At 66.9% G+C, this 19,873-nt stretch carries 23 protein-coding genes; 9 read left to right on the top strand and 14 right to left on the bottom strand.

Going from position 1 to position 19,873, the window contains the following annotated elements:
• Positions 1 to 17 precede the first annotated feature (17 nt).
• Positions 18 to 1,166 (bottom strand): acetylornithine deacetylase, encoded by a 1,149-nt coding sequence (gene argE / locus E7811_RS09660; RefSeq protein WP_136394434.1) that lies wholly within the window; start codon positions 1,164 to 1,166, stop codon positions 18 to 20.
• A 123-nt stretch (positions 1,167 to 1,289) separates the two neighbouring features.
• Here argE and E7811_RS09655 point away from each other — a divergent pair, with 123 nt between their 5' ends.
• A complete protein-coding gene (locus tag E7811_RS09655) occupies positions 1,290 to 1,961 on the top strand; it encodes a hypothetical protein (RefSeq protein ID WP_136394433.1) in 672 nt (223 codons plus the stop codon).
• A gap of 126 nt (positions 1,962 to 2,087) precedes the next feature.
• Here E7811_RS09655 and E7811_RS09650 read toward each other — a convergent pair whose 3' ends face one another.
• On the bottom strand, positions 2,088 to 4,610 hold the full coding sequence (locus E7811_RS09650) for an ABC transporter permease (RefSeq protein ID WP_136394432.1): 2,523 nt from the start codon (positions 4,608 to 4,610) through the stop codon (positions 2,088 to 2,090).
• Positions 4,607 to 5,293 carry an ABC transporter ATP-binding protein gene (locus tag E7811_RS09645; RefSeq protein WP_136394431.1) on the bottom strand — a complete coding sequence of 229 codons (687 nt, stop codon included), beginning with the start codon at positions 5,291 to 5,293 and terminating at the stop codon, positions 4,607 to 4,609. Before E7811_RS09645 ends, E7811_RS09650 begins: the two co-directional genes overlap by 4 nt.
• On the opposite strand from E7811_RS09645, the gene E7811_RS09640 reads away from it, so the two are divergent.
• Entirely contained in the window at positions 5,292 to 5,996 is a 705-nt protein-coding gene (locus tag E7811_RS09640) for an arylesterase (protein WP_136394430.1), read from the top strand. The genes E7811_RS09645 and E7811_RS09640 overlap by 2 nt on opposite strands.
• Before the next feature lie 7 nt (positions 5,997 to 6,003).
• On the opposite strand, the gene E7811_RS09635 is transcribed toward E7811_RS09640, so the two are convergent.
• A complete protein-coding gene (locus tag E7811_RS09635) occupies positions 6,004 to 6,633 on the bottom strand; it encodes a GNAT family N-acetyltransferase (RefSeq protein ID WP_246020345.1) in 630 nt (209 codons plus the stop codon).
• A 61-nt stretch (positions 6,634 to 6,694) separates the two neighbouring features.
• On the opposite strand from E7811_RS09635, the gene E7811_RS09630 reads away from it, so the two are divergent.
• Both E7811_RS09630 and E7811_RS09625 read left to right on the top strand, forming a co-directional pair.
• The gene (locus tag E7811_RS09630; protein WP_136394429.1) at positions 6,695 to 7,408 is read left to right on the top strand and encodes an AzlC family ABC transporter permease; all 714 of its coding nucleotides are present in this window, start codon (positions 6,695 to 6,697) and stop codon (positions 7,406 to 7,408) included.
• Positions 7,405 to 7,734, top strand: coding sequence for an AzlD domain-containing protein (locus E7811_RS09625; RefSeq protein ID WP_136394428.1), 330 nt, complete (start codon positions 7,405 to 7,407; stop codon positions 7,732 to 7,734). The genes E7811_RS09630 and E7811_RS09625 overlap by 4 nt, the downstream gene beginning before the upstream one ends.
• 3 nt (positions 7,735 to 7,737) lie before the next feature.
• Here E7811_RS09625 and E7811_RS09620 read toward each other — a convergent pair whose 3' ends face one another.
• The 5 genes from E7811_RS09620 to E7811_RS09600 form a co-directional block, all read right to left on the bottom strand.
• Positions 7,738 to 8,352 carry a hypothetical protein gene (locus E7811_RS09620; RefSeq protein ID WP_136394427.1) on the bottom strand — a complete coding sequence of 205 codons (615 nt, stop codon included), beginning with the start codon at positions 8,350 to 8,352 and terminating at the stop codon, positions 7,738 to 7,740.
• Positions 8,353 to 8,381: 29 nt separating this feature from the next.
• Complete coding sequence (locus E7811_RS09615) at positions 8,382 to 8,516, bottom strand: aa3-type cytochrome c oxidase subunit IV (protein ID WP_136394426.1); 135 nt, start codon at positions 8,514 to 8,516, stop codon at positions 8,382 to 8,384.
• An 86-nt stretch (positions 8,517 to 8,602) separates the two neighbouring features.
• Complete coding sequence (locus E7811_RS09610; protein WP_136394425.1) at positions 8,603 to 9,067, bottom strand: DUF6173 family protein; 465 nt, start codon at positions 9,065 to 9,067, stop codon at positions 8,603 to 8,605.
• Entirely contained in the window at positions 9,064 to 10,095 is a 1,032-nt protein-coding gene (locus E7811_RS09605; RefSeq protein ID WP_136394424.1) for an MBL fold metallo-hydrolase, read from the bottom strand. The genes E7811_RS09610 and E7811_RS09605 overlap by 4 nt, the downstream gene beginning before the upstream one ends.
• Positions 10,092 to 11,792: an acyl-CoA dehydrogenase gene (locus E7811_RS09600; RefSeq protein WP_136394423.1), complete on the bottom strand. Its 1,701-nt coding sequence runs from the start codon at positions 11,790 to 11,792 to the stop codon at positions 10,092 to 10,094. Before E7811_RS09600 ends, E7811_RS09605 begins: the two co-directional genes overlap by 4 nt.
• Before the next feature lie 151 nt (positions 11,793 to 11,943).
• Between E7811_RS09600 and E7811_RS09595 the strand changes: the two genes are divergently transcribed.
• Entirely contained in the window at positions 11,944 to 12,888 is a 945-nt protein-coding gene (locus E7811_RS09595) for an L-threonylcarbamoyladenylate synthase (RefSeq protein WP_136394422.1), read from the top strand.
• A gap of 35 nt (positions 12,889 to 12,923) precedes the next feature.
• Here E7811_RS09595 and E7811_RS09590 read toward each other — a convergent pair whose 3' ends face one another.
• Positions 12,924 to 13,619, bottom strand: coding sequence for a glutathione S-transferase family protein (locus E7811_RS09590; protein WP_136394421.1), 696 nt, complete (start codon positions 13,617 to 13,619; stop codon positions 12,924 to 12,926).
• 147 nt (positions 13,620 to 13,766) lie between these two features.
• Between E7811_RS09590 and mscL the strand changes: the two genes are divergently transcribed.
• A complete protein-coding gene (mscL, locus tag E7811_RS09585) occupies positions 13,767 to 14,144 on the top strand; it encodes a large conductance mechanosensitive channel protein MscL (protein WP_136394420.1) in 378 nt (125 codons plus the stop codon).
• Positions 14,145 to 14,244: 100 nt separating this feature from the next.
• Here the strand turns inward: mscL and ald are convergent, their stop codons facing one another.
• Positions 14,245 to 15,363, bottom strand: coding sequence for an alanine dehydrogenase (ald, locus tag E7811_RS09580; RefSeq protein WP_136394419.1), 1,119 nt, complete (start codon positions 15,361 to 15,363; stop codon positions 14,245 to 14,247).
• A 155-nt stretch (positions 15,364 to 15,518) separates the two neighbouring features.
• Here ald and E7811_RS09575 point away from each other — a divergent pair, with 155 nt between their 5' ends.
• On the top strand, positions 15,519 to 15,977 hold the full coding sequence (locus E7811_RS09575) for an Lrp/AsnC family transcriptional regulator (protein WP_136394418.1): 459 nt from the start codon (positions 15,519 to 15,521) through the stop codon (positions 15,975 to 15,977).
• Positions 15,978 to 16,001: 24 nt separating this feature from the next.
• Here the strand turns inward: E7811_RS09575 and E7811_RS09570 are convergent, their stop codons facing one another.
• Positions 16,002 to 16,595 (bottom strand): hypothetical protein, encoded by a 594-nt coding sequence (locus E7811_RS09570; RefSeq protein WP_136394417.1) that lies wholly within the window; start codon positions 16,593 to 16,595, stop codon positions 16,002 to 16,004.
• Between the two features lie 196 nt (positions 16,596 to 16,791).
• Positions 16,792 to 16,998 carry a 30S ribosomal protein S21 gene (gene rpsU / locus E7811_RS09565; protein ID WP_082400860.1) on the bottom strand — a complete coding sequence of 69 codons (207 nt, stop codon included), beginning with the start codon at positions 16,996 to 16,998 and terminating at the stop codon, positions 16,792 to 16,794.
• A gap of 110 nt (positions 16,999 to 17,108) precedes the next feature.
• Here rpsU and E7811_RS09560 point away from each other — a divergent pair, with 110 nt between their 5' ends.
• Positions 17,109 to 17,798, top strand: coding sequence for a COQ9 family protein (locus E7811_RS09560; RefSeq protein WP_136394723.1), 690 nt, complete (start codon positions 17,109 to 17,111; stop codon positions 17,796 to 17,798).
• Positions 17,799 to 17,848: 50 nt separating this feature from the next.
• Positions 17,849 to 18,838 (top strand): NAD(P)H-quinone oxidoreductase, encoded by a 990-nt coding sequence (locus E7811_RS09555; protein WP_168732998.1) that lies wholly within the window; start codon positions 17,849 to 17,851, stop codon positions 18,836 to 18,838.
• Positions 18,839 to 18,862: 24 nt separating this feature from the next.
• On the opposite strand, the gene iolG is transcribed toward E7811_RS09555, so the two are convergent.
• Complete coding sequence (gene iolG / locus E7811_RS09550) at positions 18,863 to 19,867, bottom strand: inositol 2-dehydrogenase (protein ID WP_136394415.1); 1,005 nt, start codon at positions 19,865 to 19,867, stop codon at positions 18,863 to 18,865.
• Positions 19,868 to 19,873: the final 6 nt, after the last annotated feature.

Here is a 19,873-nt window from a genome sequence, read left to right as displayed (position 1 = left end):
GGCCGGCGGCTGATGTGTCAGAACCCGGTCTCCAGACGGTCGACCAGCGCCGCCAGCATCCCGCGGCAGCGTTCGATCTGTTCGACCGCGACGTATTCGTCGGGCTTGTGGCCCTGTGCCATGCTGCCTGGCCCGCAGATCACCGTGGGGATGCCAAGGCGGGTGGAGAACAGCCCGCCCTCGGTGCCGAAGGCCACCTTGATCGTGCCGTTCGCCCCGGTCAGCGCCTTGACGAAATTCACCACCACCGAATCAGTGGGCGTGCCGAGCCCGGGATAATCCCAGAGCCTTTCGACAGAGATCGCGGCTTCGGGAAATTCAGCGCGCAGGGGGGCCACGATGCGTTCGGCGGCGTCGCGCAGTTCGGCGATCAGCACCTCGGGGTCGTCTTCGGCAAGGCTGCGAATCTCGAAATCGAGGACGGCGTTGTTCGGCACGATGTTCACCTGAACGCCGCCCGCCATCTTGCCCACATGGATCGTGGTATAGGGCACGTCGTAATCCCCGTCGCGCCGCCCTTCGGTCGCGACCCGCCCCTGCAAGGCGCGGACCTCGTTCAGGAAATCGGCCGCCAGATGCAGCGCGTTCAGCGCCAGCGGGGCTAGCGCGGAATGGCCCTCACGCCCCGTGCAGGTCGCTCGCAGCGCGACCTTGCCCTTGTGTCCGGTCGCCACCTGCATCGCGGTCGGTTCGCCCACGATGCAGAAGCGCGGCCTGACAGGGGCCGAGGCCAGCATGTCGACCAGCGATCGCACGCCCATGCAGCCGACCTCTTCGTCATAGGACAGTGCCAGGTGCAACGGCACCTTCAGCGGGCGCCGGTGCGCCGCAATCAGCGCCTCGATCGCGCAGGCGCAAAAGCCCTTCATGTCGGTCGTCCCGCGGCCGTAAAGCCGCCCGCCTTCTTCGGTCAGGGAAAAGGGCGGGCGCGTCCACGCCTGCCCGTCCACAGGCACCACATCCGTATGGCCCGACAACATGACGCCGCCCACGCCCTCGGGGCCGACGGTGGCGTAAAGGTTCGCCTTCTGCCCGCTGGCATCCGGGATAAGAACGGCGGCGATCCCCTCGGCCGCCAGCAGATCGCGGACATACTGCATCAGCGCCATGTTCGGGCGCGCGCTGACGGTGTCGAAGGCAATCAGCCGATCCAGAATGTCGCGCATCTTCGCTCTCCTTCTCGCGGGCGCAGCTAATCCGATTCCGTTGTCCTGAGGAACCCCCGATGCGGGCTTTCCCCCGCCGGATCAAGCTGCCATTCTGGCGGCGACGTTCCGGATGGGGCCGCCATGCGCCGACTTTGCCTTCTCTTTCTTGCCGCCTTTCCGCTTGCCGCATCGGCAGAGGATACAGCCGCCCCGAACCTTGACCCTTCGGCAGTGACCGCGCCGGGGCTGGTGGCGCGGATGGTCACGGCGCAGGCGCTTTTTGCAGCGGGTCAGCTGCAGAAGGACGCGCTTTCGATGCTGGCCGCGGCGCATCTGGCCGGTTCCGTCACCCTGATTGCGACCGAACGCCAGCCCGAAGCCGGCGCAGCGACCGCCATTGATGGCGAAGGGCCGCCGCTTCCCCCCGACGCCGCGGCGATGGCTGCGGCGGCAAGGGCGGCACTTGACCCGGACGAGACGCTGGCGATCGTTCTGGCCGAGGAAGAGGCGGCAAACCGCCTGATCCCCGCCGGTTCGCTGCGCAGCACGCAGGCGGTTCTGGCCCCGGGGGCAGCGCAGGACTGGCGGCTTGCCTTCGACGGTCAGGCGCTGGCCGAGGTCGGCATCATAGGGGCAGGGCAGGTGCCTTTGCGGATGACGGTGACGGATGCGGCGGGCGCCGTGATCTGCATGCCGCAGACGCAGAAACCGACAGCCAGCTGCGCCTTCGTGCCACGCGAAAGCGGGTATTTCACCCTGCGAGTCGAAAACCTGTCGGAACAGCCGGCAAGCTATCTCTTGCTGACAAACTAAGCCCTTGTTCCCAAAGAATTGCTGCGCAGAAACTCACGCAGAAATCCGCAGGCGGAAGGCCGGGCGTCACGCGACCTTCCGGGGAAATTGCTGCGCAGCATGAAACGTCGCGCTGCGCAGCATCCGTCACCCGTCCGCGCGCAGGATGCGGGCAGGCCGAACGCCCAGGGGGCGCAGCGCAAAGGCCAGCCCCGCCAGAAGCGTGGCCAGAACCCCGCCCGCCACGATCACCAGCGCCGACACGGGTTCGAAGGCGAAATCTGCCTCCATCACGAAGGTCATCACGGCCCATCCGGCCATTCCGCCCGCCGCAATCGCCACCAGCCCCGCCGCCGCCCCCATCAAGGCGGACCGGAGGGCAAAACTGGCAAGGATGCGCCCGCGCGATGCGCCCAGAGTCTTGAGGATCGCCGATTCGTAGACCCGCGCGCCTTCGCCTGCCGCCGCCGCGCCGATCAGCACGACAAAGCCCGTGACCAGCGTCACCGCCGCCGCCCAACGGGTGGCCGATCCGATGGCGGTCAGGGCCTCGGTCACGCGGTCGATGGCGTCGCGGACCCGGATCGCGGTGATGTTGGGATAGGCACGCGACAGGTCGCGCAGGATCGCGGCCTCGGCTTCGGTTTCGGCATAGACGGTGGCGATATGCGTGTGCGGCGCCCCGGCCAGCGCGGCGGGGTTCAGCGTCATCACGAATCCCATCCCGGCGGTCGAGAAATCCACCTGGCGGAAGCTGGTGATCGTTGCCGTGATGTCCCGGCCCAGGATGTTGACCGTGACGGTATCGCCCAGCTTCAGGCCCATTTCCTCGGCCTCTTCGGCGGCAAAGCTGACTTCGGGGTCGCCGGTGTGGTCCTCGGGCCACCATTCGCCGGCAATGACGGTGGTGTTTTCCGGCGGGGTCGCGGCGTAGGTGATGCCCCGGTCGCCACGCACCACCCAATGTTCGCCCGCCACCTCGCGCGCGTCGCGGTCGTTGATCTGGGTGACCACCCCGCGCAGCATCGGCGCGCTTTCCACGCGGCTTACCGCGGGGTCGTCCTTCACCCGGCCGAGGAAGCCGTCGATCTGGTCATTCTGGATGTCGACGAAGAAATAGGATGGCGCGCGTTCCGGCAGGTCGCGGTCGATCGCGGCGCGCAGGTTGGCGTCGATCTGCCCCACGGCGGCCAGAACCGAAAGGCCAAGCCCCAGCGACAGCACGACCGAGGCCGCCTCTTCCCGTGGGCCGCCGATCGCGGCCAGTGCCAGCCGCAGCCCGGTGCGGCCCCGCGCGATGCGCGACCGGGCCAGATGCCGCGCGATCCAGCGCAGGCCAAGCGCCGCCAGCCACAGCACGACCAGCGCGGCGACGATCCCTGCAGCCGAGCCGAGCGCCAGTTCCGGCGTGCCGGAAAAGGCCACCGCCCCGCCGATCAGCATCGCCGCCAGCCCCGCCACCGCCAGCCAGTGGACGGGCCTCGGATGCCCACCGCGCCCGGCGCCTCGGTAAAGGGCTGCGGCGCGAACGCCCTCGGTCCGCGCCAGCGGCCAGAGCGTGAACAGGAAGGCCGTGACCAGCCCGTAGAAGGCTGCCTCGGCCAGGGGCGCTGCGGCGGGCCGGAAGCTGACGGGGAAGGGCAGGGCGGCACCGATCCAGGGGGCCGCGGCCATCGGCAGAACCGTTCCGATCACCAGCCCGGCCAGCACGCCCAGACCGGCCAGAACGCCGATCTGCAAAAGGTATGTCTGGAAGATCAGCCGCCCCTCGGCGCCCAGAGTGCGCAGCGTGGCGATCGTGGCGACCTTGCGATCCAGATAGGCGCGCACGGCGGCTGAAACGCCCACGCCGCCCACCGCCAGCCCGGCCAGCCCGACCAGGATCAGGAAGGCCCCGATCCGGTCGACAAAGCGTTCGATCCCCGGTGCCGCGCGCCGCCGGTCCTGCCACCGCATCCCCTCATCGCGAAAGGCGGCTTCGGCCTCGGCACGCAGCGCGTCGAGATCCGTCGCGGGCGGCAGGGTCAGCCGGTATTCGGTTTCATAAAGCGTGCCGGGTGCGATCAGCCCCGCTTGCGCCAGATCCGCGGTGCGGACGATGGTGCGCGGACCCAGCGAAAAGCCGCCCGTGGCGCTGTCGGGTTCGCGCAAAAGCACCGCCCCCAGGCGGAATTCCTGAAGGCCAAGCCGGAAGGTGTCGCCGGGTGCCAGCCCGAGCCGGTCGACCAGAACCTTGTCCATCACCCCGCCGGGCAGGCCATCCTTCATCGCCAGCGCCTCGGGCAGGGTGCCCGATTCCAGCGTGACCGCGCCGACCAGCGGATAGGCATCGTCCACCGCCTTCACCTGGGTCAGGGCGCGATCCTCGGCCTCGCCCTCGCCGGTCACGACCATCGACCGGAAATCCACGATCTCGGACAGGTCCAGGGCGCGGGCGTCCATCCAGGCGCGTTCCTCGGGCGTGGCAAAGCGGTAGGTGAATTCCAACTGCGCGTCGCCGCCCAGCAGGACGGCGCCCTGGTCGGACAGCCCCCGTTCGATGGCGGCCCGCACCGTGCCGACGGCGGCAATCGCCGCCACGCCAAGTGCCAGGCACAGAAGGAACACGCGAAACCCGCGCAGGCCGCCACGCAACTCGCGGCGCGCGATGCGCCATGCCAATCCGGTCATGCGGCAAGCCCCTCGCCCGCGACCCGGCCGTCGGCCAGCCGCACCACACGGTCACAGCGCGCGGCCAGTTCCGGCGCGTGGGTCACAAGGATCAGCGTCGCGCCGTGACGGTCGCGCAGGCCGAAAAGCATGTCCATGATCGCGGCGCCGTTCGCCCCGTCCAGATTGCCGGTCGGTTCGTCGGCCAGAAGGATCGCCGGGCGCGGTGCGGCGGCACGCGCCAGCGCCACGCGTTGCTGTTCGCCGCCCGACATCTGGCTGGGGTAGTGGTGCATCCGGCTGGCAAGGCCCACGGCTGCCAGTTCCGCCTCGGCCCGGTCAAAGGCATCCGGCACACCGGCCAGTTCCAGCGGCACCGCCACGTTTTCCAGGGCGGTCATCGTGGGGATCAGGTGGAAAGACTGGAACACCACCCCCATATTCCCCCTGCGGAACCGTGCCAGCGCATCCTCGTCCATGGCGGTCAGGTCATGGCCAAGGGCGGTGACGGTGCCGCCGGTGGCGCGTTCCAGCCCGCCCATCAACATGAGGAGAGACGACTTGCCAGACCCGGACGGACCGATCATCCCAAGCGTTTCGCCGCGCGCGACGGACAGCGTGATGCCCTTCAGAATCTCGACGGGGCCCGCGTTTCCGTCCAGAGTGAGCCGCGCATCGGTCAGCGCCAGAACGGGTTCGGTCATGAAAACTGCCTTTCGATCCTGCCTCTTGGGTCCTGTAGCCCTTGGATATGGGGTGATCGGCAGGATGCGCAACCTGATTGCCGCGGCGCTGATCGTCGCGGGGGGGGCGGCGGCGGCGGAACCCGTCACGGTCGCGGCCCTGGGCGACAGTCTGACCCAGGGCTATGGCCTGCCGCAGGGCGATGGCTTCGTGCCGCGGCTCCAGGCCTGGCTTGCCGCAAACGGTGCCGATGCGGAGATCGTGAACGCAGGCGTTTCGGGCGACACGACGGCGGGGGGGCTGGCGCGGATCGACTGGACGCTGACGCCCGAGGTCGACGCGCTGATCGTCACGCTGGGGGGCAACGATCTGTTGCGCGGGATCGACCCGGCGACCAGCCGCGCCAATCTTGAAGCGATCCTGACGAAGGCGGCGGAACGCGATCTGCCGGTGCTTCTGATCGGGATGGAGGCGCCTGGCAACTACGGCCCCGATTACAAGGTCGAATTCGATGCGATCTATCCCGATCTTGCACAGCGGTTCGGAACGCTGTTTGCCGAAGGTTTCTTTGCCCCGCTGATGCAGGACGGGGCCGATCCTGCCGCGCTGACGCCCTTCATGCAGCCCGACGGGATTCACCCCAATGCCGAAGGCGTGGCGAAGATCGTCGAAGGGCTGGGGCCGAAGGTGCTGGACCTGATCGCGCAGGCCCAAAGCAGCTGATCCCGCCTCAGTCCAGCGGGCGGACCATCGTCGTTGCCGCATCGAAGCCAAAGGCATGGCGCAGCGGGCCGATTGGCTTGGTGCCCCGGCTGACAAAGCCAAGACGTTCGTAAAGCGCCTTTGCGCGCAGGTTCGTGTCGATCACGTCAAGGCGGATCTCGCGGTAGCCCCGGTCGTGCGCCAGATCGCAGAGGCCGGTCACCAGCGCGGCACCGATGCCTTGCCCGCGCCTGTGGCGCGCCACGCAGATCCCGTCGACCAGAAAGCGTGTGTTGTCGATCTCGGTCTCCAGCGCCCGGAACAGGCCCGACCGCCAGGCAGCGCCGGCAAGCCCGTAGATCGCGCGCAGGTCCGCGTAACTGCCGGCGGCGAAGGACCCGCGCGGTGAACGGAACCCCGCAAGGCCCAGAAGCGCGCCGCTTTCATCCTCGGCCGTCAGGCAGTGATCGGCGGCGATGATCCGTTCCAGATAGGCAAGCGCGCGGTCGTCGGGCCCCATCAGGCGCGACAGCTTTCCCGCGAAGGCTTCCCAGTAAAGCGCCGCCGCCGTGGCGCGGTTCGACGGCGACAGGCCCATGCGCAGCCTCACCCCCGCTGTCTCGATCCGCGCCACCATCACCCGATGCCGTTCCGCCATTGCAACCCTACCGCCAAAGCCCTAAGCCCGGAGCCGGAACAGGTAAAGCCCGCAGGTGCCGATGTCTGCCCATCGTCAGGCCTTTTTCCGGGGCGTGCTTGCCTCGGTTCCTTTCGTGATCGTCATCGTTCCCTTCGGGGTATTGTTCGGCGTGGTCGCGACCGATGCGGGCATGACCCCGTGGGAGGTTCTGGCCTTTTCCCTTGTGGTCATCGCCGGGGCCGCGCAATTCGCCGCGGTGCAGCTGATGAACGAGGGGGCGCCGCTGCTGATCGTCCTCGTCACATCGATCGCGGTGAACCTGCGCATGGCGATGTATTCGGCGGCGCTGACCCCGCATCTTGGTGGGGCCCCCGGATGGCAGCGGGCGATCATGGCCTATTTCCTTGTCGATCAAAGCTTTGCCGCCGCGTCCGCGGAATTCGCCAAGCGGCCCGATCAGTCGCTGTCGGAAAAGGTCACCTTCTATTTCGGCGCGGTCGCCCCGGTCTGCCCGCTGTGGTATGCGGCAAGCTATGGTGGGGCCGTCTTCGGCAAGGCGATCCCGCCCGAATACGCGCTGGATTTCGCGGTGCCGATCGCCTTTCTGGCGATCACGGCACCGATGCTGCGCACCCGCGCCCATGTCGCCGCCGCGGTGGTGTCGGTGTCGGTGGCGCTGGCTCTTGTCTGGATGCCCTATTCCACGGGCCTTCTGGTTGCCGCGGCGGCGGCGATGGCGACCGGCGCGGCGGTCGAACTGCATGACGAAAGGCGCGCGGCGAGGCGGACATGATCGAGGACAAGGCGACCCTCTGGACCGTGATCATCGGGCTGGGTCTTGGCACCTTCCTGCTGCGGTATTCCTTCCTCGGGCTTATCGGGGGGCGGGCGCTGCCCGCATGGGCGCTGCGCCTGCTGCGCTATACCCCGATGGCGGTCATTCCCGGCCTTGTCGCCCCGGCCGTCATGTGGCCTGCGGCGACAGGGGGCGAAACCGACCCGGCGCGTCTGGGCGCCGCCATCGCGACGATCCTTGCCGGCGTGCTGCTGCGCAACGTGCTGGCCGCGATCCTTGCTGGCGGGCTGGTGCTTTACGGGCTGGGATGGTGGATCGGCTGACGATCAGTCGTTGTTGATCGTCTGGTCCGCCTGGATCATCAGGATGCCGTGGTTTTCGTCATCGTCCTTGTCGGTGATGACGCGCTTTTCCACGCCGGGGATCTGATCGAAGGCGTTCATGATCCGGTTCGGCCCCAACGCCGGCGGGATCGATTCAAAGCCGGGAATGCTGCGCAGCACGTTCGACACCGCGCTTGCGCAAAGCGCCTTGGGGACGGCGCCGTAGTTCAGGACACGCTGAAGCGCGATTTCCGCCACCTCGGGCGAGACGACCACGGTCTGTTCGACCACGCGGTACGTCTCGCGCGCGTGATAGTCGATGTAGAAGGCCTTGGCCTGGTCGTTGATGCCGAAATGCACGTCATGCCGGATCGGGCGGCTGGGGTGATACCATGTTCCCGCCGGGTCAAAGATGACCCGTTCCGATCCGTTGATCATCAGCGCCGAATGACCGCCCGAACCCGACCGGTTGTTGACCACGGTGTAAAGCGTGATCGCCTTCGGCCCGTCATGGGCGTAGCGCGCAGCGATCACCTCGTCATCGGGGGCCCAGGTATGATCGGCCCCGCAGGCCGCAACGGTCAGGACCGCAGCAAGGGCAAGGATCGTGCGGCGCATTCGGCGAATTCCGTGATGATCGTTACGTGTCAGGCGTTCACAAGGGCGAGGAAGATCAGGACACCGATCGAGATGCCGGCCGTCCAGATGCTCAGCTTGATGAAACCGGCAAAGGTCTTTTCATGTTCCCGGATGTCCATGCTGCCGTGCTTGTGTTCCGCCATCGGTCGTCTCCTGTGTTCTGGGCGCTTGGGGTTCAGATAGCCGATTCAGAACGCGCTGTCACGCGCCTCCGTAGCCCGGCAGAGTGTCATGTGGTCACGAAATCGCGGACCAGGTGAAACCCGATCCGGCGCGGCGGGATTTCGGGTTCGGTCTTGGGCACGGCCTGCAGAAGCACGTTCAGCTGGCTGACATGCTGCACCAGCTGGGTGCGGGTGCCGTCATCGTCGCGACCATAGAAGGTGATGATGTCGGGGTCGAAATAGCCGATCCCCTCGATCCGGAGCACGCCAGCCTCGCCCCCGGTGAACCCCATCGCGATCTCGTGTTCGGAGTCGAGCTGTTCCTCGAAGTTGTTGATGTAGAGGATCAGCCGCTCATAGGCCCATTGCGCGGCACTTTTCTGTTCCACGGGCTTGCGTGCGATGCCGGGGGGCAGTGGTTTTGTCTCGGCCGTTTCGGGGGCCTTCGGATCGGCATGGACCACCCCGGCACAGGGCAGGGCGGTCGCCTCGTGCAGTTCCGCCGCGGTGCTGATGTCTTCGCCGCTCATGTCCTCTCCCATAGCCAGATGCCGTCTGCCGTCAGGAAACGACGGGCCAGCCCCCGGTGCAAGAGATAGTTCAGGTGCGCGACCGCCTCGACCAGCGCCAGCCCGTATTCGCCTTCGCCGATGGTCCGCTTGAACAGGGGCGCGAAACAGTCGGCGGCGGTCCGCGGCCCGGCCAGATGGTCCAGCAGCCGGTCGATCGCGCCTTCGTGGTTCTCGATCATCTGCCGCAACCGCAGCGGCAGGCCGGTGAACGGCAGCTTGTGACCGGGCAGAACCAGCTGATCCCAGCGGGCATGGGGCTGGAAGGCGCGGCAACTGCCGATCCACTCGCCCAGAGGGTCGGCCATGGGTTCGGTCGGATAGACCCCGATATTGGCCGAGATCGAGGGCAGCAACTGATCGCCGCCGATGACCAGCGGCCCGTCTTCCTGCCAGAGCGTCGCATGTTCGGGCGCGTGGCCATTGCCCATCCGCACCCGCCAGCGCCGCCCTCCGGCGACGATGCTCTGGCCCTCGACGATCCGGGTAAAGCCAAGCGGCAGGGGGGCCACGACATCGGCAAAGTTGAAGGGCCGTTCGCCCGCGCGTCTGGCCAGAAGCGCCGGGTCCATCCCGGCCCCGCGCCAGAAGGCCAGTTGCTGCGGCACGGGCAGCGGCTGTTCATCAAGCGTCAGCATGCGGGCGTAAAGCCATGCGGTGCGGGTCGTGACCAGTTCGGCCCCCTGATCCTGCAACCAGCCCGCCATGCCGATGTGGTCGGGGTGATGATGCGTCACGATCACCCGGCGGACCGGCCTGCCCACCAGAGGCCCTGCCTGCAACGCCTGCCAGATAGCCCGGCCTCTCCGGCTGTTGAAGCCGGTGTCGATCACCGTCCAGCCATCGCCATCGTCCAGTGCGAAGACGTTGACGTGATCCAGCGCCATCGGCAAGGGAAGGCGCATCCACAGGATGCCCTCGGCCAGTTCGATCGCCCTACCCTCGGTGGGCGGGTCGGCAAAGGGGCTGCGGAGTCCCTCGGCGGTCACGAGGCCAGCGCCTCGGGCGTGACATCGTAAAGACCGGCCGCGCCCTCGCGCACCTGCGCAAGCAGCCCGGCATGTTCGGGCAGAAGGCGCCGGATCGCGAAACGCGCCAGCGGCAGGCGCGCATCATCGGCCCCTGCCGCCATCAGGTGGTAATGGGCGCCAAGGACGCGGGCGAAGGCACGCAGATAGGCGACCGACCCGGCGAAACGGTCGTTCAGGTCCTGCGTGACCAGCCATTCGGTGCATTCGCGCAGGGATTCCGCCGCCGCCCAGACATCGCCCGCCAGATCGGGAAAGCGGGCGCGGGCGGCTTCGGCCGCATCCTGCACTTCCTCGCAAAGCCGATAGGCGACCTCGCCCCCGTCCATCATCTTGCGCCCGACAAGGTCCATCGCCTGGATGCCGTTCGTGCCCTCGTAGATCGTCGTCACCCGCACATCGCGGGAAAACTGCGCCGCGCCGGTTTCCTCGACAAAGCCCATCCCGCCGTGGACCTGCACACCCTGATGCGCCACCTCACATCCCACATCGGTGCAATAGGCCTTGGCAATGGGGGTCAGGAAGGCCGCGCGGGCCGCCCAATCGGCGCTGCCGGTGGCGTGGCCCATGTCGATGGCGACGGCGCAGGCCAGCGCGATTGACCGCGCGGCGAAGGTTTCGGCCTTCATCTGCGCCAGCATCCGCCGCACATCGGCATGGTCGATGATCGGCCCTTCCCCCTTGGGGGTCATCCCCTGCCGGCGGTCCTGCGCGAAGGCCAGCGCGTGCTGGAACGCGGCTTCGGCGATCGCGATGCCCTGAACGCCCACGCCCACGCGGGCGTTGTTCATCATGGTGAACATCGCAGCCATGCCCTTGTGCGGCTCGCCCACCATCCAGCCGGTCGCGCCGTCATACTGCATGACCGCCGTCGGCGATCCGTGCAGGCCCATCTTGTGTTCAAGGCTGACGACCTTGAGGCTGTTCCTCTGCCCCGGCCGGCCGTTTTCATCGGGGATCAGCTTCGGCACCATGAACAGGCTGATGCCTCGGGTGCCCGGCGCGCCGTCGGGCAGGCGGGCCAGCACGAGGTGGCAGACGTTTTCCGCAAGGTCGTTGTCGCCCCAGCTGATGAAGATCTTCTGGCCGGTGATGGCATAGGTCCCGTCGCCATTCGGCTCGGCCCGCGTGCGCAGCGCGCCCACGTCCGTTCCGGCCTGCGGTTCGGTCAGGTTCATCGTGCCGGTCCATTCGCCGGAAATCAGCCGGGGCAGGTAAAGGGCCTTGATCGCATCGCTGGCATGATGTTCCAGCGCCTCGATCTGACCCTGGGTAAGAAGCGGGATCAGGTGCAGCGCAAGGCAGGCCGATCCCATCATGTCGTTGACCGCACAGGACAGGGCGAAGGGCAGGCCCATGCCGCCATGTTCCGGACCGGCGGCGATCGCCATCCAGCCGCCTTCGCGGATCGCGGCAAAACCTTCGGCAAAACCCGGCGATGTCCGGACGATCCCGTTATCCAGTCGCGCCGGATGCAGGTCGCCCGCGCGGTTCAAGGGGGCAAGGACGTTCTCGCTCAGCCTTGCGGCCTCGTTCAGGACGGCCTCGACCGTCTCGGCGGCCGCGTCGGCGAAACGCGGTGTCGCGGTCACCTGATCCAGCCCGACGATATGATCGAAGATGAAGCGGAACTCTGCAACGGGGGCACGGTATGCCATGTCTTCTCCTTCAAGCGTCGGGCCTGCCCGCATCGGCACTGGCGGGTTGGCAATCGCCGGTCACACGGCTATCTGAATGCGTTGGCCCGATCCAACCCCCCGAACCTAACCCAAGGGCACCTTCCCGCAACAAGGACGCTGCGTCACGGCCATGCAGACTGAAGTGCTGAAACCGGATACCGGCGGGATCGCCCGCGCCGCCAGCATACTGCGGTCCGGCGGGCTTGTCGCCATGCCGACCGAAACCGTCTACGGGCTGGCCGGGGATGCGCGCGACGATCGCGCCGTCGCGCGGATATTCGAGGCCAAGGGCCGCCCCCGTTTCAATCCCCTGATCGTGCATCTGCCCGATCTGGATGCGGTGCGGGGCCTTGCCGATGTCGGCCCCGAGGCCGAGGCGCTGGCCGGTGCCTTCTGGCCCGGTCCGCTGACGCTGGTGCTGCCGCTGCGGGCGGAAACGGGGCTGTCACCGCTGGTGACGGCGGGGCTTGATACCGTGGCCATCCGCCTGCCCGCCCATCCTGTCGCGCGGGCGCTGCTGGCGGCTTTCGGCGGTCCGCTGGCCGCGCCCTCGGCCAATCCCTCGGGCCGGGTGTCGCCGACGCGGGCGGATCATGTGCTGGACGGGCTGTCGGGCCGGATCGAGGCCGTGCTGGATGGCGGACCCTGCGCCGTGGGTGTGGAAAGCACGATCGTCGGGCTGGATGGCCCGCCCGCGCTCTTGCGGCCCGGCGGCGTTCCGGCCGAGGCGATCGAGGCCGCCCTGGGACGGCCGCTGATCCTGCCCGGCGATCCGGCCCTGCCCAAGGCGCCGGGGCAGCTGGCCTCGCATTATGCGCCGCGCGCGCGGGTGCGCCTTGGGGTCGACCGCCCCGGTCCGGACGAGACCTGGGTCAGCTTCGGGGTGCCCGCGCGGTTCAGCCTGTCGGAAAGCGGCGATCTGGTCGAGGCGGCGGCGAACCTGTTTCACATCCTGCGTGAGGCCGACAGGGCGACGCCGCCCGAGGGCAGCATCGCCTTCGCGCCGGTGCCGGAAACCGGCCTGGGCCGCGCCATCAACGACCGGCTTCGCCGCGCGGCGGCCCCCCGGCCCTGAGGGGCCACGCGAAGGGCCGTCGGGCCGTTGGATCGTCAGGCCCGCGCGGGAATGGTCAGGCCCTTCTGCACGGCGGGACGCGCCAGGAAGCGGTCCAGATAGGCCGGCACGTGCTGCAGCCCGCCCCATCCCGCGATATCGGCGGCGTTGTAGAAATCCCGCAAGGTCCGCAGCCAGGGGCAGATCGCGATATCGGCGATGGAATAGTCCCCCGCGATCCAGTCGCGGCCAGCAAGCGCGCCATCCAGAACCTTCAGAAGGCGTTCCGCCTCGGCGCGGTAGCGTTCCTTCGGGCGGGGATCGTCGATCTCCTTGCCGGCGAAATGGTGGAAAAAGCCAAGCTGGCCGAACATCGGCCCGATGCCGCCCATCTGGAACATCAGCCATTGCAGGATTTCATAACGCCGCGCATCGGGCAGAAGCTTGCCCGACTTTTCGGCCAGGTAGATCAGGATCGCCCCGCTTTCGAATAGGCCCAACGGCCTGTTGCCTGGCCCGTTCGGGTCGATGATGGCGGGGATCTTGTTGTTGGGGTTCAGCGACAGGAATTCCGGGGTAAGCTGGTCGTTCGTGGCGAAGGCCACCAGATGCGGTTCATAATCGAACCCCATTTCCTCCAGCGCGATGGATGCCTTAACCCCGTTCGGGGTGGGCAGTGAATAAAGCTGGATGACATCGGGGCGCGTAGCGGGCCAGCGGCGGGTGATGGGAAAGCTGTTCAGGTCGGTCATGTCGGTCTCCGTGGCGGGGCCTGACGTTTCTATGACGACTTTCCCAGTGAAAAAACCGGCTCTTCTGTTAATTTGTCCGCATTGCGTAAATGTGAACGCAGGTTGAACGGCCCATCGGTGCGGGCCAACTGGACAAGGGACAAGAGCATGCTGAACGAATTCAAGGCCTTCATCGCCAAGGGCAATGTGATGGACATGGCCGTGGGTATCATCCTGGGTGCGGCCTTCACCGCGATCGTTACCTCGCTTGTCGATGACATGATCAATCCCCTGATCGGGCTTGTGATCGGCGGGATCGACTTTGGCGGCCTCAAGGTGATGGTGGGCGAGGCGGCCTTCAACTACGGCAACTTCATCAATGCGGTGATCAAGTTCCTGATCGTCGCCTGGGTGGTGTTCCTGTTGGTCAAGGGTGTGAACCGGCTGAAAGATGCGGCGATCAAGAAGGAAGAGGCGCCTGCCGCCCCGGCCGGGCCGACCGAACTGGACCTGCTGAAGGAAATCGCGGCCGCGCTTAAGAAGTGACGCGCCTTTTCATTTGGCGATGCGCGGCGAAACCCTGCGCATCGCCAAATGAAAAGCCCCCGGACCTGCCGGGGGCTTTTTGCACGGAAGGCGCAATGGATCAGATCTTCATCGCGTCGTCGGCGGTGATCGACGGCAGGCCAAGCGCCGCGCCCACGGCGGCATAGGTCAGCTTGCCCGCGTGGACGTTCAGGCCGTTCAGCAAATGCCGGTCGTCCGCGCCGGCCTTTTTCCAGCCCTTGTCGGCCAGCGCCAGCATGAAGGGCATGGTCGCGTTTCCAAGCGCCTGGGTCGAGGTGCGCGCCACGGCGCCCGGCATGTTGGCCACGCAGTAATGCATGATCCCGTCCACCTCGTAGATCGGGTCCTGATGGGTGGTTGCCCGGCTGGTTTCAAAGCAGCCCCCCTGATCGATGGCCACATCGACCAGTGCGGTACCCGGCTTCAGCTCGCTCAGTTGCGCCCGCGAGATCAGCTTGGGTGCTGCGGCACCGGGGATCAGCACCGCGCCGATGATCATGTCGGCTTGGCGGGCCAGTTCGATCGTGTTGGCCGCGCTGGCATAGGCGTTCTTGAACGTGCCGCCAAAGACATCGTCCAGATAGCGCAGGCGCGGGATCGACCGGTCCAGAACAGTCACATCCGCGCCCATTCCGGCGGCGATCTTGGCCGCATGGGTGCCGACGACGCCGCCGCCGATCACCAGAACCCTGGCCGGGGCCACGCCCGGCACGCCACCCAGCAGAACGCCCCGCCCGCCGTTGGCCTTTTGCAGCGTCCACGCCCCCACCTGCGGGGCCAGACGGCCCGCCACCTCGGACATGGGCGCCAGCAGAGGCAGGCCGCCGCGATCGTCGGTCACGGTTTCATAGGCGATGCAGGTCGCGCCCGAAGCCAGGAGATCCTTGGTCTGTTCCGGATCGGGGGCAAGGTGCAGGTAGGTGAACAGGATCTGCCCCTCGCGCAGGCGCTTGCGTTCCACCGTCTGGGGTTCCTTGACCTTCACGATCATGTCGGCGGTCGCGAAGACCTCTTCGGCGGTGTCCACCATGCGCGCACCAGCCGCGACATAATCGGTATCGGCAAAGCCCGCGCCAAGGCCCGCGCCCTTCTCGACGTAAACCTCGTGGCCATGCGCGACGGCCTCCTGCACTGCCGAGGGCATCATGCCCACGCGGAATTCCTGCGGCTTGATCTCTTTCGGGCAACCGATCTTCATCTTCTTCTCCCTGATGGACGGCTTCGGCCGTTCCGTGTGCGGGAAAGGATGCGCCAGAATCGTTGCAAGCGTTTTGAAAAGGAATCGGCCTTTGGCCCGTGTCGTGCTAGTTTCGGTCATCCAATCTGCCATCAGCGAAAGATTCTTCGAGCAAAATGGAACTGGACGCGACAGACCGCCGAATTCTGAATGTGTTGCAGAAACAGGCCCGGATCACGAATGCGGAACTTTCCGAATGGGTGAACCTGTCGCCCTCGGCCTGTCACCGCAGGGTGCAGCGGCTTGAGGAAGAGGGTTACATCGCCGCCTATGTCGCCCTTCTGGATGCGCGCCGTCTGGGCAGGCCGACCACTGTCTTTGTCGAGATCACGCTGGAAAGCCAGGCCGAGGATCTGCTGGACGCGTTCGAGCGCGAGGTGGCGCGCGTGCCCTATGTGCTGGAATGCCACCTGATGGCCGGGACGGCGGATTACCTTCTGAAGATCATGGCCGAGGACACCGAGGATTTCGCCCGCATCCACCGCCAATACCTGTCCCGCTTGCCCGGCGTGCGACAGATGCAATCCAGCTTCGCGCTGCGCACGGTCGTGAAAACCACCGCACTGGTGGTGTGATGGCGGTCCGGTCGCGGTGACGGATCATGGCACCGGCGGCGCGGTGTCGATGGGCTCCACCCGCCAGATATGCCTTTCGACAATCAGCACATTGAAGCCGGACCCCGGCGCCAGGCGATACCCGGCGACATGCGCCGAGGCCCGGAAACGGGCGAGGGCCTCGTCCGTCCGGACGGCAAGAAGGTGTATCTGAAACCGGAACGGCGCCCCGTTCCGTGGGCGGATGGCGATACTGTCGGCATTCCTCCCCATCTTGAGAACCTCGATCTGGGCCACCTCGGACCAGGCAAGGCGCAGGGTTTCGTCCTTGCGAAAGAACTGCCTTATGTGGATGGCAAAGCCATCGTTCAGAAACCGGACATTGCCGCCAATCCGCTGCGGCGTCACGGTCAGAGACACCCCGGAAATGAAGAATGCCGCAGCCATCGCCGCGAACCACGTGAAGACGGATGGCCCGTCGAACAGGCTTGCGATGCCATCGTAGTAAATCCCCATGACCACAGGTGCGGCCGGAAAGACCGAAAGCAAAAGCAGAAAGCACCCCAAGATCGTGTTGATCCCGATCGCCGGCCCGATGTCTTCGGGCTGGACCGGATCGCGTTCAGCCGGGGCAGTCATGGGGCACCTGGACGCATTGAACAACACAAAGACACATCGCACCCGCGCGGGAAAACGGGCATGCGGAGGTTGATCCAGATGGCCCTGCCTCGCAAGGGGCCATCATGAGGACGGAGGGTCCGAAACGAAAAACCCCCGGCCTTTCGGACGGGGGCTGTTCGACAAGGGTCTTGCGACCCCAGCATCGTTCAACGCCTCAGAGGGCGCCTTCACGCTGCGCCTTCTTGCGCGCGAGCTTGCGCGCACGGCGGATCGCTTCGGCTTGCTCCCGCGCTTTCTTGACGGACGGTTTCTCGAAATGCTGCTTGAGCTTCATTTCCCGAAACACGCCTTCGCGCTGAAGCTTCTTCTTCAGGGCCCGGAGGGCCTGTTCGACGTTGTTGTCACGAACGCTGACCTGCATGTGGTTGTCACCACCTTCCTAAGTTAGAGTTGCACAGAGTGTGCAGGCCGGGGGCCTATAGCAAAGCGGCGCGGCTTTGTCTACCTTCGGGCAAGCAAGAGAGGATGGCGATGCAGACGGAAAACGGAACGGACACGGCCCGCGATGCGGTTCTGGACGCGGCATTGATGCATGTGCCCTTCGACGGCTGGTCGGAAACGGCCTTCCGCGCGGCGGTGGCCGATTCGGGCGTGGCCGAAGGGCTGGCGCGGGCGCTGTTCCCGCGCGGGGCGGTCGACATGGCGCTGGAATATCACAGGCGGGGCGACCGTCTGATGGCCGACCGGCTGGCCGGGGCCGACCTTTCGCAGATGCGCTATTCCGAACGCGTGGCCCATGCCATCCGCACCCGGCTGGAAATGGCCGAGGACAAGGAACTGGTGCGGCGGGGCACGACGCTGTTCGCGCTGCCGGTCCATGCGGCGGATGGCGCGAAGGCGATCTGGGGCACGGCGGATGCGATCTGGCGGGCGCTTGGCGACACGTCGGTCGACATCAACTGGTACACCAAGCGCGCGACGCTTTCGGCGGTCTACGGATCGACGGTGCTGTATTGGCTGGGCGATGACAGCCCCGGCCATGAACGCACCTGGGAATTCCTGTCGCGCCGGATCGCGGATGTGATGAGCTTCGAGAAGTGGAAGGCCTCGGCCCGCGAGAATCCGCTGGCAAAGGCGGTGCTGAAACCCCTTTCGCGGGTGATGGACCGTGTCACCGCGCCCGCGCCCCGGGACGACCTGCCGGGCCGCACCCGCACCTGATCCTGCCCCTTCCCTAAGCTGACCCCCCTGCGAGGAACCCGCCGATGGCAATGTCCCACATGATGACCGCTATCCAGATCAAGGAACCGGGCGGGCCGGACGTGTTGCAGCCGGTCGATTGGCCGGTGCCGGTGCCCGGGCACGGCCAGATCGTGATCCGCGTTGCCTGGGCCGGGGTGAACCGGCCCGATGCCCTGCAGCGCGCGGGGCTATATGCGCCGCCGCCCTCGGCCTCGCCCCTGCCGGGGCTGGAGGCTTCGGGGACCGTGGCGGCGGTGGGGCCGGGCGTGACCCGCTGGCGCGAGGGCGATCAGGTCTGTGCCCTTCTGCCGGGGGGAGGTTATGCAGAATATGTGGTCACGCATGGCGACCACGCGCTGCCCGTTCCTGCCGGTCTGTCCCTGCGCGAGGCGGCCTGCCTGCCGGAAACCTGTTTCACCGTTTGGTCCAACGTCTTTCTGCGCGGGGGGTTGAAGGCGGGGGAACGGTTCCTGGTGCATGGCGGATCGTCGGGCATCGGCACGACGGCGATCCAGATGGCCCGCGCCATGGGTGCGCGGGTGTTCACCACCGCCGGCAGCGACGAGAAATGCGAAGCCTGCATGGCGCTAGGGGCGGAACGCGCGATCAACTACCGCGAAGAGGATTTCGTGGCCGCCCTGCGCGCGGAAGGCGGGGCGAACCTGATCCTCGACATGGTGGGCGGGTCCTACCTGCCGCGCAACGTCCGCGCGCTGGCCGATGACGGGCGTCTGGTGCAGATCGCCTTTCTGACCGGTCCGAAGGTGGAACTGAATTTCGCCGAGGTGATGACCCGGCGGCTGACAATCACCGGATCAACGCTGCGCCCGCAAGGTGACCTGGCCAAGGCGGCCTATGCGCGGGATCTGGAAACCCATGTCTGGCCGCTGATCGAACGCGGCGCCCTGCGCCCGGTGATGGACAGCGAATACGCGCTGGCAGATGCCGCCAAGGCGCATTGGCGCATCGAAAGCTCGGGCCATATCGGCAAGATCGTGCTGCGGGTCGAGGGCGGCTGAGGTCGGCCGCCCCCTCCGGCCCGGTCAGCCCAGGATTTCCGACACCTTCACGGCGCGTCCTTCGGCCACGGATTTCAGCGCAGCCTCGGCCAGCGCCAGCGCCATCAGGCCGTCATGGCCGGTGGTCGGCGTGGGCTTGCCGTCGTTCACGGTGGCGATGAAGGCCGCGATCTCGTTGGCATAGGCCGCGATGTAGCGCGTCATGAAGAAGTTCAGCAGGGGCGCGTCGTGGAAGCCCGCACCATCGGCCACGGTGATGCGGTTCTCGCCGTGGTTCTGCGCGGCGGCCAGGCCCTTTGACCCCAGCACCTCGATCCGCTGGTCATAGCCATAGGTCGCGCGGCGGCTGTTGGTGATGATCGCCTGCTTGCCCGAGGCCGTGCGCAGGATCACGTTCACGCTGTCGAAATCGCCCAGTTCGCCGATCTTGGCGTCGGTCAGGACAGAGGCGGCGGCCATGACCGTTTCCACCTCTTCGCCCAGAAGCCAGCGCGCCATGTCGAAATCGTGGATCGTCATGTCGCGGAAGATGCCGCCCGAACGGGTGATATAGTCATAGGGCGGTGCGCCGGGGTCGCGGCTGGTGATCGTGACCATCTCCACATCGCCCACGCGGCCTGCGTCGATCGCGGCCTTCACGGCCATGAAATCGGGATCGAACCGGCGGTTGAAGCCTACCATCAACGTGCCCTTCGTGGCCTCAACCACCTTCAGGCAGGCGGCGACGCGGGGCAGCGACAGGTCCACCGGCTTTTCGCAGAACACCGCCTTTCCGGCCTTGCAAAAGCGTTCGATCAGGTCGGCATGGGTGTCGGTCGGGGTGCAGATCACCACCGCGTCGACATCGGCCGAGGATTCGATCGTGTCGATGGTGCGGATGTCGCAGCCATAGGCCGCGCGCACCGTTTCGGCCGCGGCCGCGACCGGGTCGGCGATGGCCACAAGCGTGGCGCCGGGGGTCGAGGCAACGGCACGGGCATGGACCTGACCGATGCGACCGGCCCCGAGAATCGCGAATCTGAGCGACATGATGGT

The organism is Aliigemmobacter aestuarii (assembly GCF_004799285.1).
GTDB lineage: Bacteria > Pseudomonadota > Alphaproteobacteria > Rhodobacterales > Rhodobacteraceae > Aliigemmobacter > Aliigemmobacter aestuarii.
Note: the sequence above shows the minus strand (reverse complement) of the source record. Positions and strands in the feature narration are given on the sequence as shown.

Bases quoted from the DNA above. Each gene is read 5' to 3' on its own strand.
- argE (WP_136394434.1), bottom strand. From the start codon at position 1,166: ATGCGCGACATTCTGGATCGGCTGATTGCCTTCGACACCGTCAGCGCG.
- iolG (WP_136394415.1), bottom strand. From the start codon at position 19,867: ATGTCGCTCAGATTCGCGATTCTCGGGGCCGGTCGCATCGGTCAGGTC.
- rpsU (WP_082400860.1), bottom strand. From the start codon at position 16,998: ATGCAGGTCAGCGTTCGTGACAACAACGTCGAACAGGCCCTCCGGGCC.
- E7811_RS09575 (WP_136394418.1), top strand. From the start codon at position 15,519: ATGGAACTGGACGCGACAGACCGCCGAATTCTGAATGTGTTGCAGAAA.
- E7811_RS09620 (WP_136394427.1), bottom strand. From the start codon at position 8,352: ATGCGCCGCACGATCCTTGCCCTTGCTGCGGTCCTGACCGTTGCGGCC.
- E7811_RS09615 (WP_136394426.1), bottom strand. From the start codon at position 8,516: ATGGCGGAACACAAGCACGGCAGCATGGACATCCGGGAACATGAAAAG.
- E7811_RS09635 (WP_246020345.1), bottom strand. From the start codon at position 6,633: ATGGCGGAACGGCATCGGGTGATGGTGGCGCGGATCGAGACAGCGGGG.
- mscL (WP_136394420.1), top strand. From the start codon at position 13,767: ATGCTGAACGAATTCAAGGCCTTCATCGCCAAGGGCAATGTGATGGAC.
- E7811_RS09625 (WP_136394428.1), top strand. From the start codon at position 7,405: ATGATCGAGGACAAGGCGACCCTCTGGACCGTGATCATCGGGCTGGGT.
- E7811_RS09600 (WP_136394423.1), bottom strand. From the start codon at position 11,792: ATGGCATACCGTGCCCCCGTTGCAGAGTTCCGCTTCATCTTCGATCAT.
- E7811_RS09650 (WP_136394432.1), bottom strand. From the start codon at position 4,610: ATGACCGGATTGGCATGGCGCATCGCGCGCCGCGAGTTGCGTGGCGGC.
- E7811_RS09590 (WP_136394421.1), bottom strand. From the start codon at position 13,619: ATGACCGACCTGAACAGCTTTCCCATCACCCGCCGCTGGCCCGCTACG.
- E7811_RS09630 (WP_136394429.1), top strand. From the start codon at position 6,695: ATGTCTGCCCATCGTCAGGCCTTTTTCCGGGGCGTGCTTGCCTCGGTT.
- E7811_RS09560 (WP_136394723.1), top strand. From the start codon at position 17,109: ATGCAGACGGAAAACGGAACGGACACGGCCCGCGATGCGGTTCTGGAC.
- E7811_RS09555 (WP_168732998.1), top strand. From the start codon at position 17,849: ATGTCCCACATGATGACCGCTATCCAGATCAAGGAACCGGGCGGGCCG.
- E7811_RS09595 (WP_136394422.1), top strand. From the start codon at position 11,944: ATGCAGACTGAAGTGCTGAAACCGGATACCGGCGGGATCGCCCGCGCC.
- E7811_RS09640 (WP_136394430.1), top strand. From the start codon at position 5,292: ATGAAAACTGCCTTTCGATCCTGCCTCTTGGGTCCTGTAGCCCTTGGA.
- E7811_RS09645 (WP_136394431.1), bottom strand. From the start codon at position 5,293: ATGACCGAACCCGTTCTGGCGCTGACCGATGCGCGGCTCACTCTGGAC.
- E7811_RS09570 (WP_136394417.1), bottom strand. From the start codon at position 16,595: ATGACTGCCCCGGCTGAACGCGATCCGGTCCAGCCCGAAGACATCGGG.
- E7811_RS09655 (WP_136394433.1), top strand. From the start codon at position 1,290: ATGCGCCGACTTTGCCTTCTCTTTCTTGCCGCCTTTCCGCTTGCCGCA.
- E7811_RS09610 (WP_136394425.1), bottom strand. From the start codon at position 9,067: ATGAGCGGCGAAGACATCAGCACCGCGGCGGAACTGCACGAGGCGACC.
- ald (WP_136394419.1), bottom strand. From the start codon at position 15,363: ATGAAGATCGGTTGCCCGAAAGAGATCAAGCCGCAGGAATTCCGCGTG.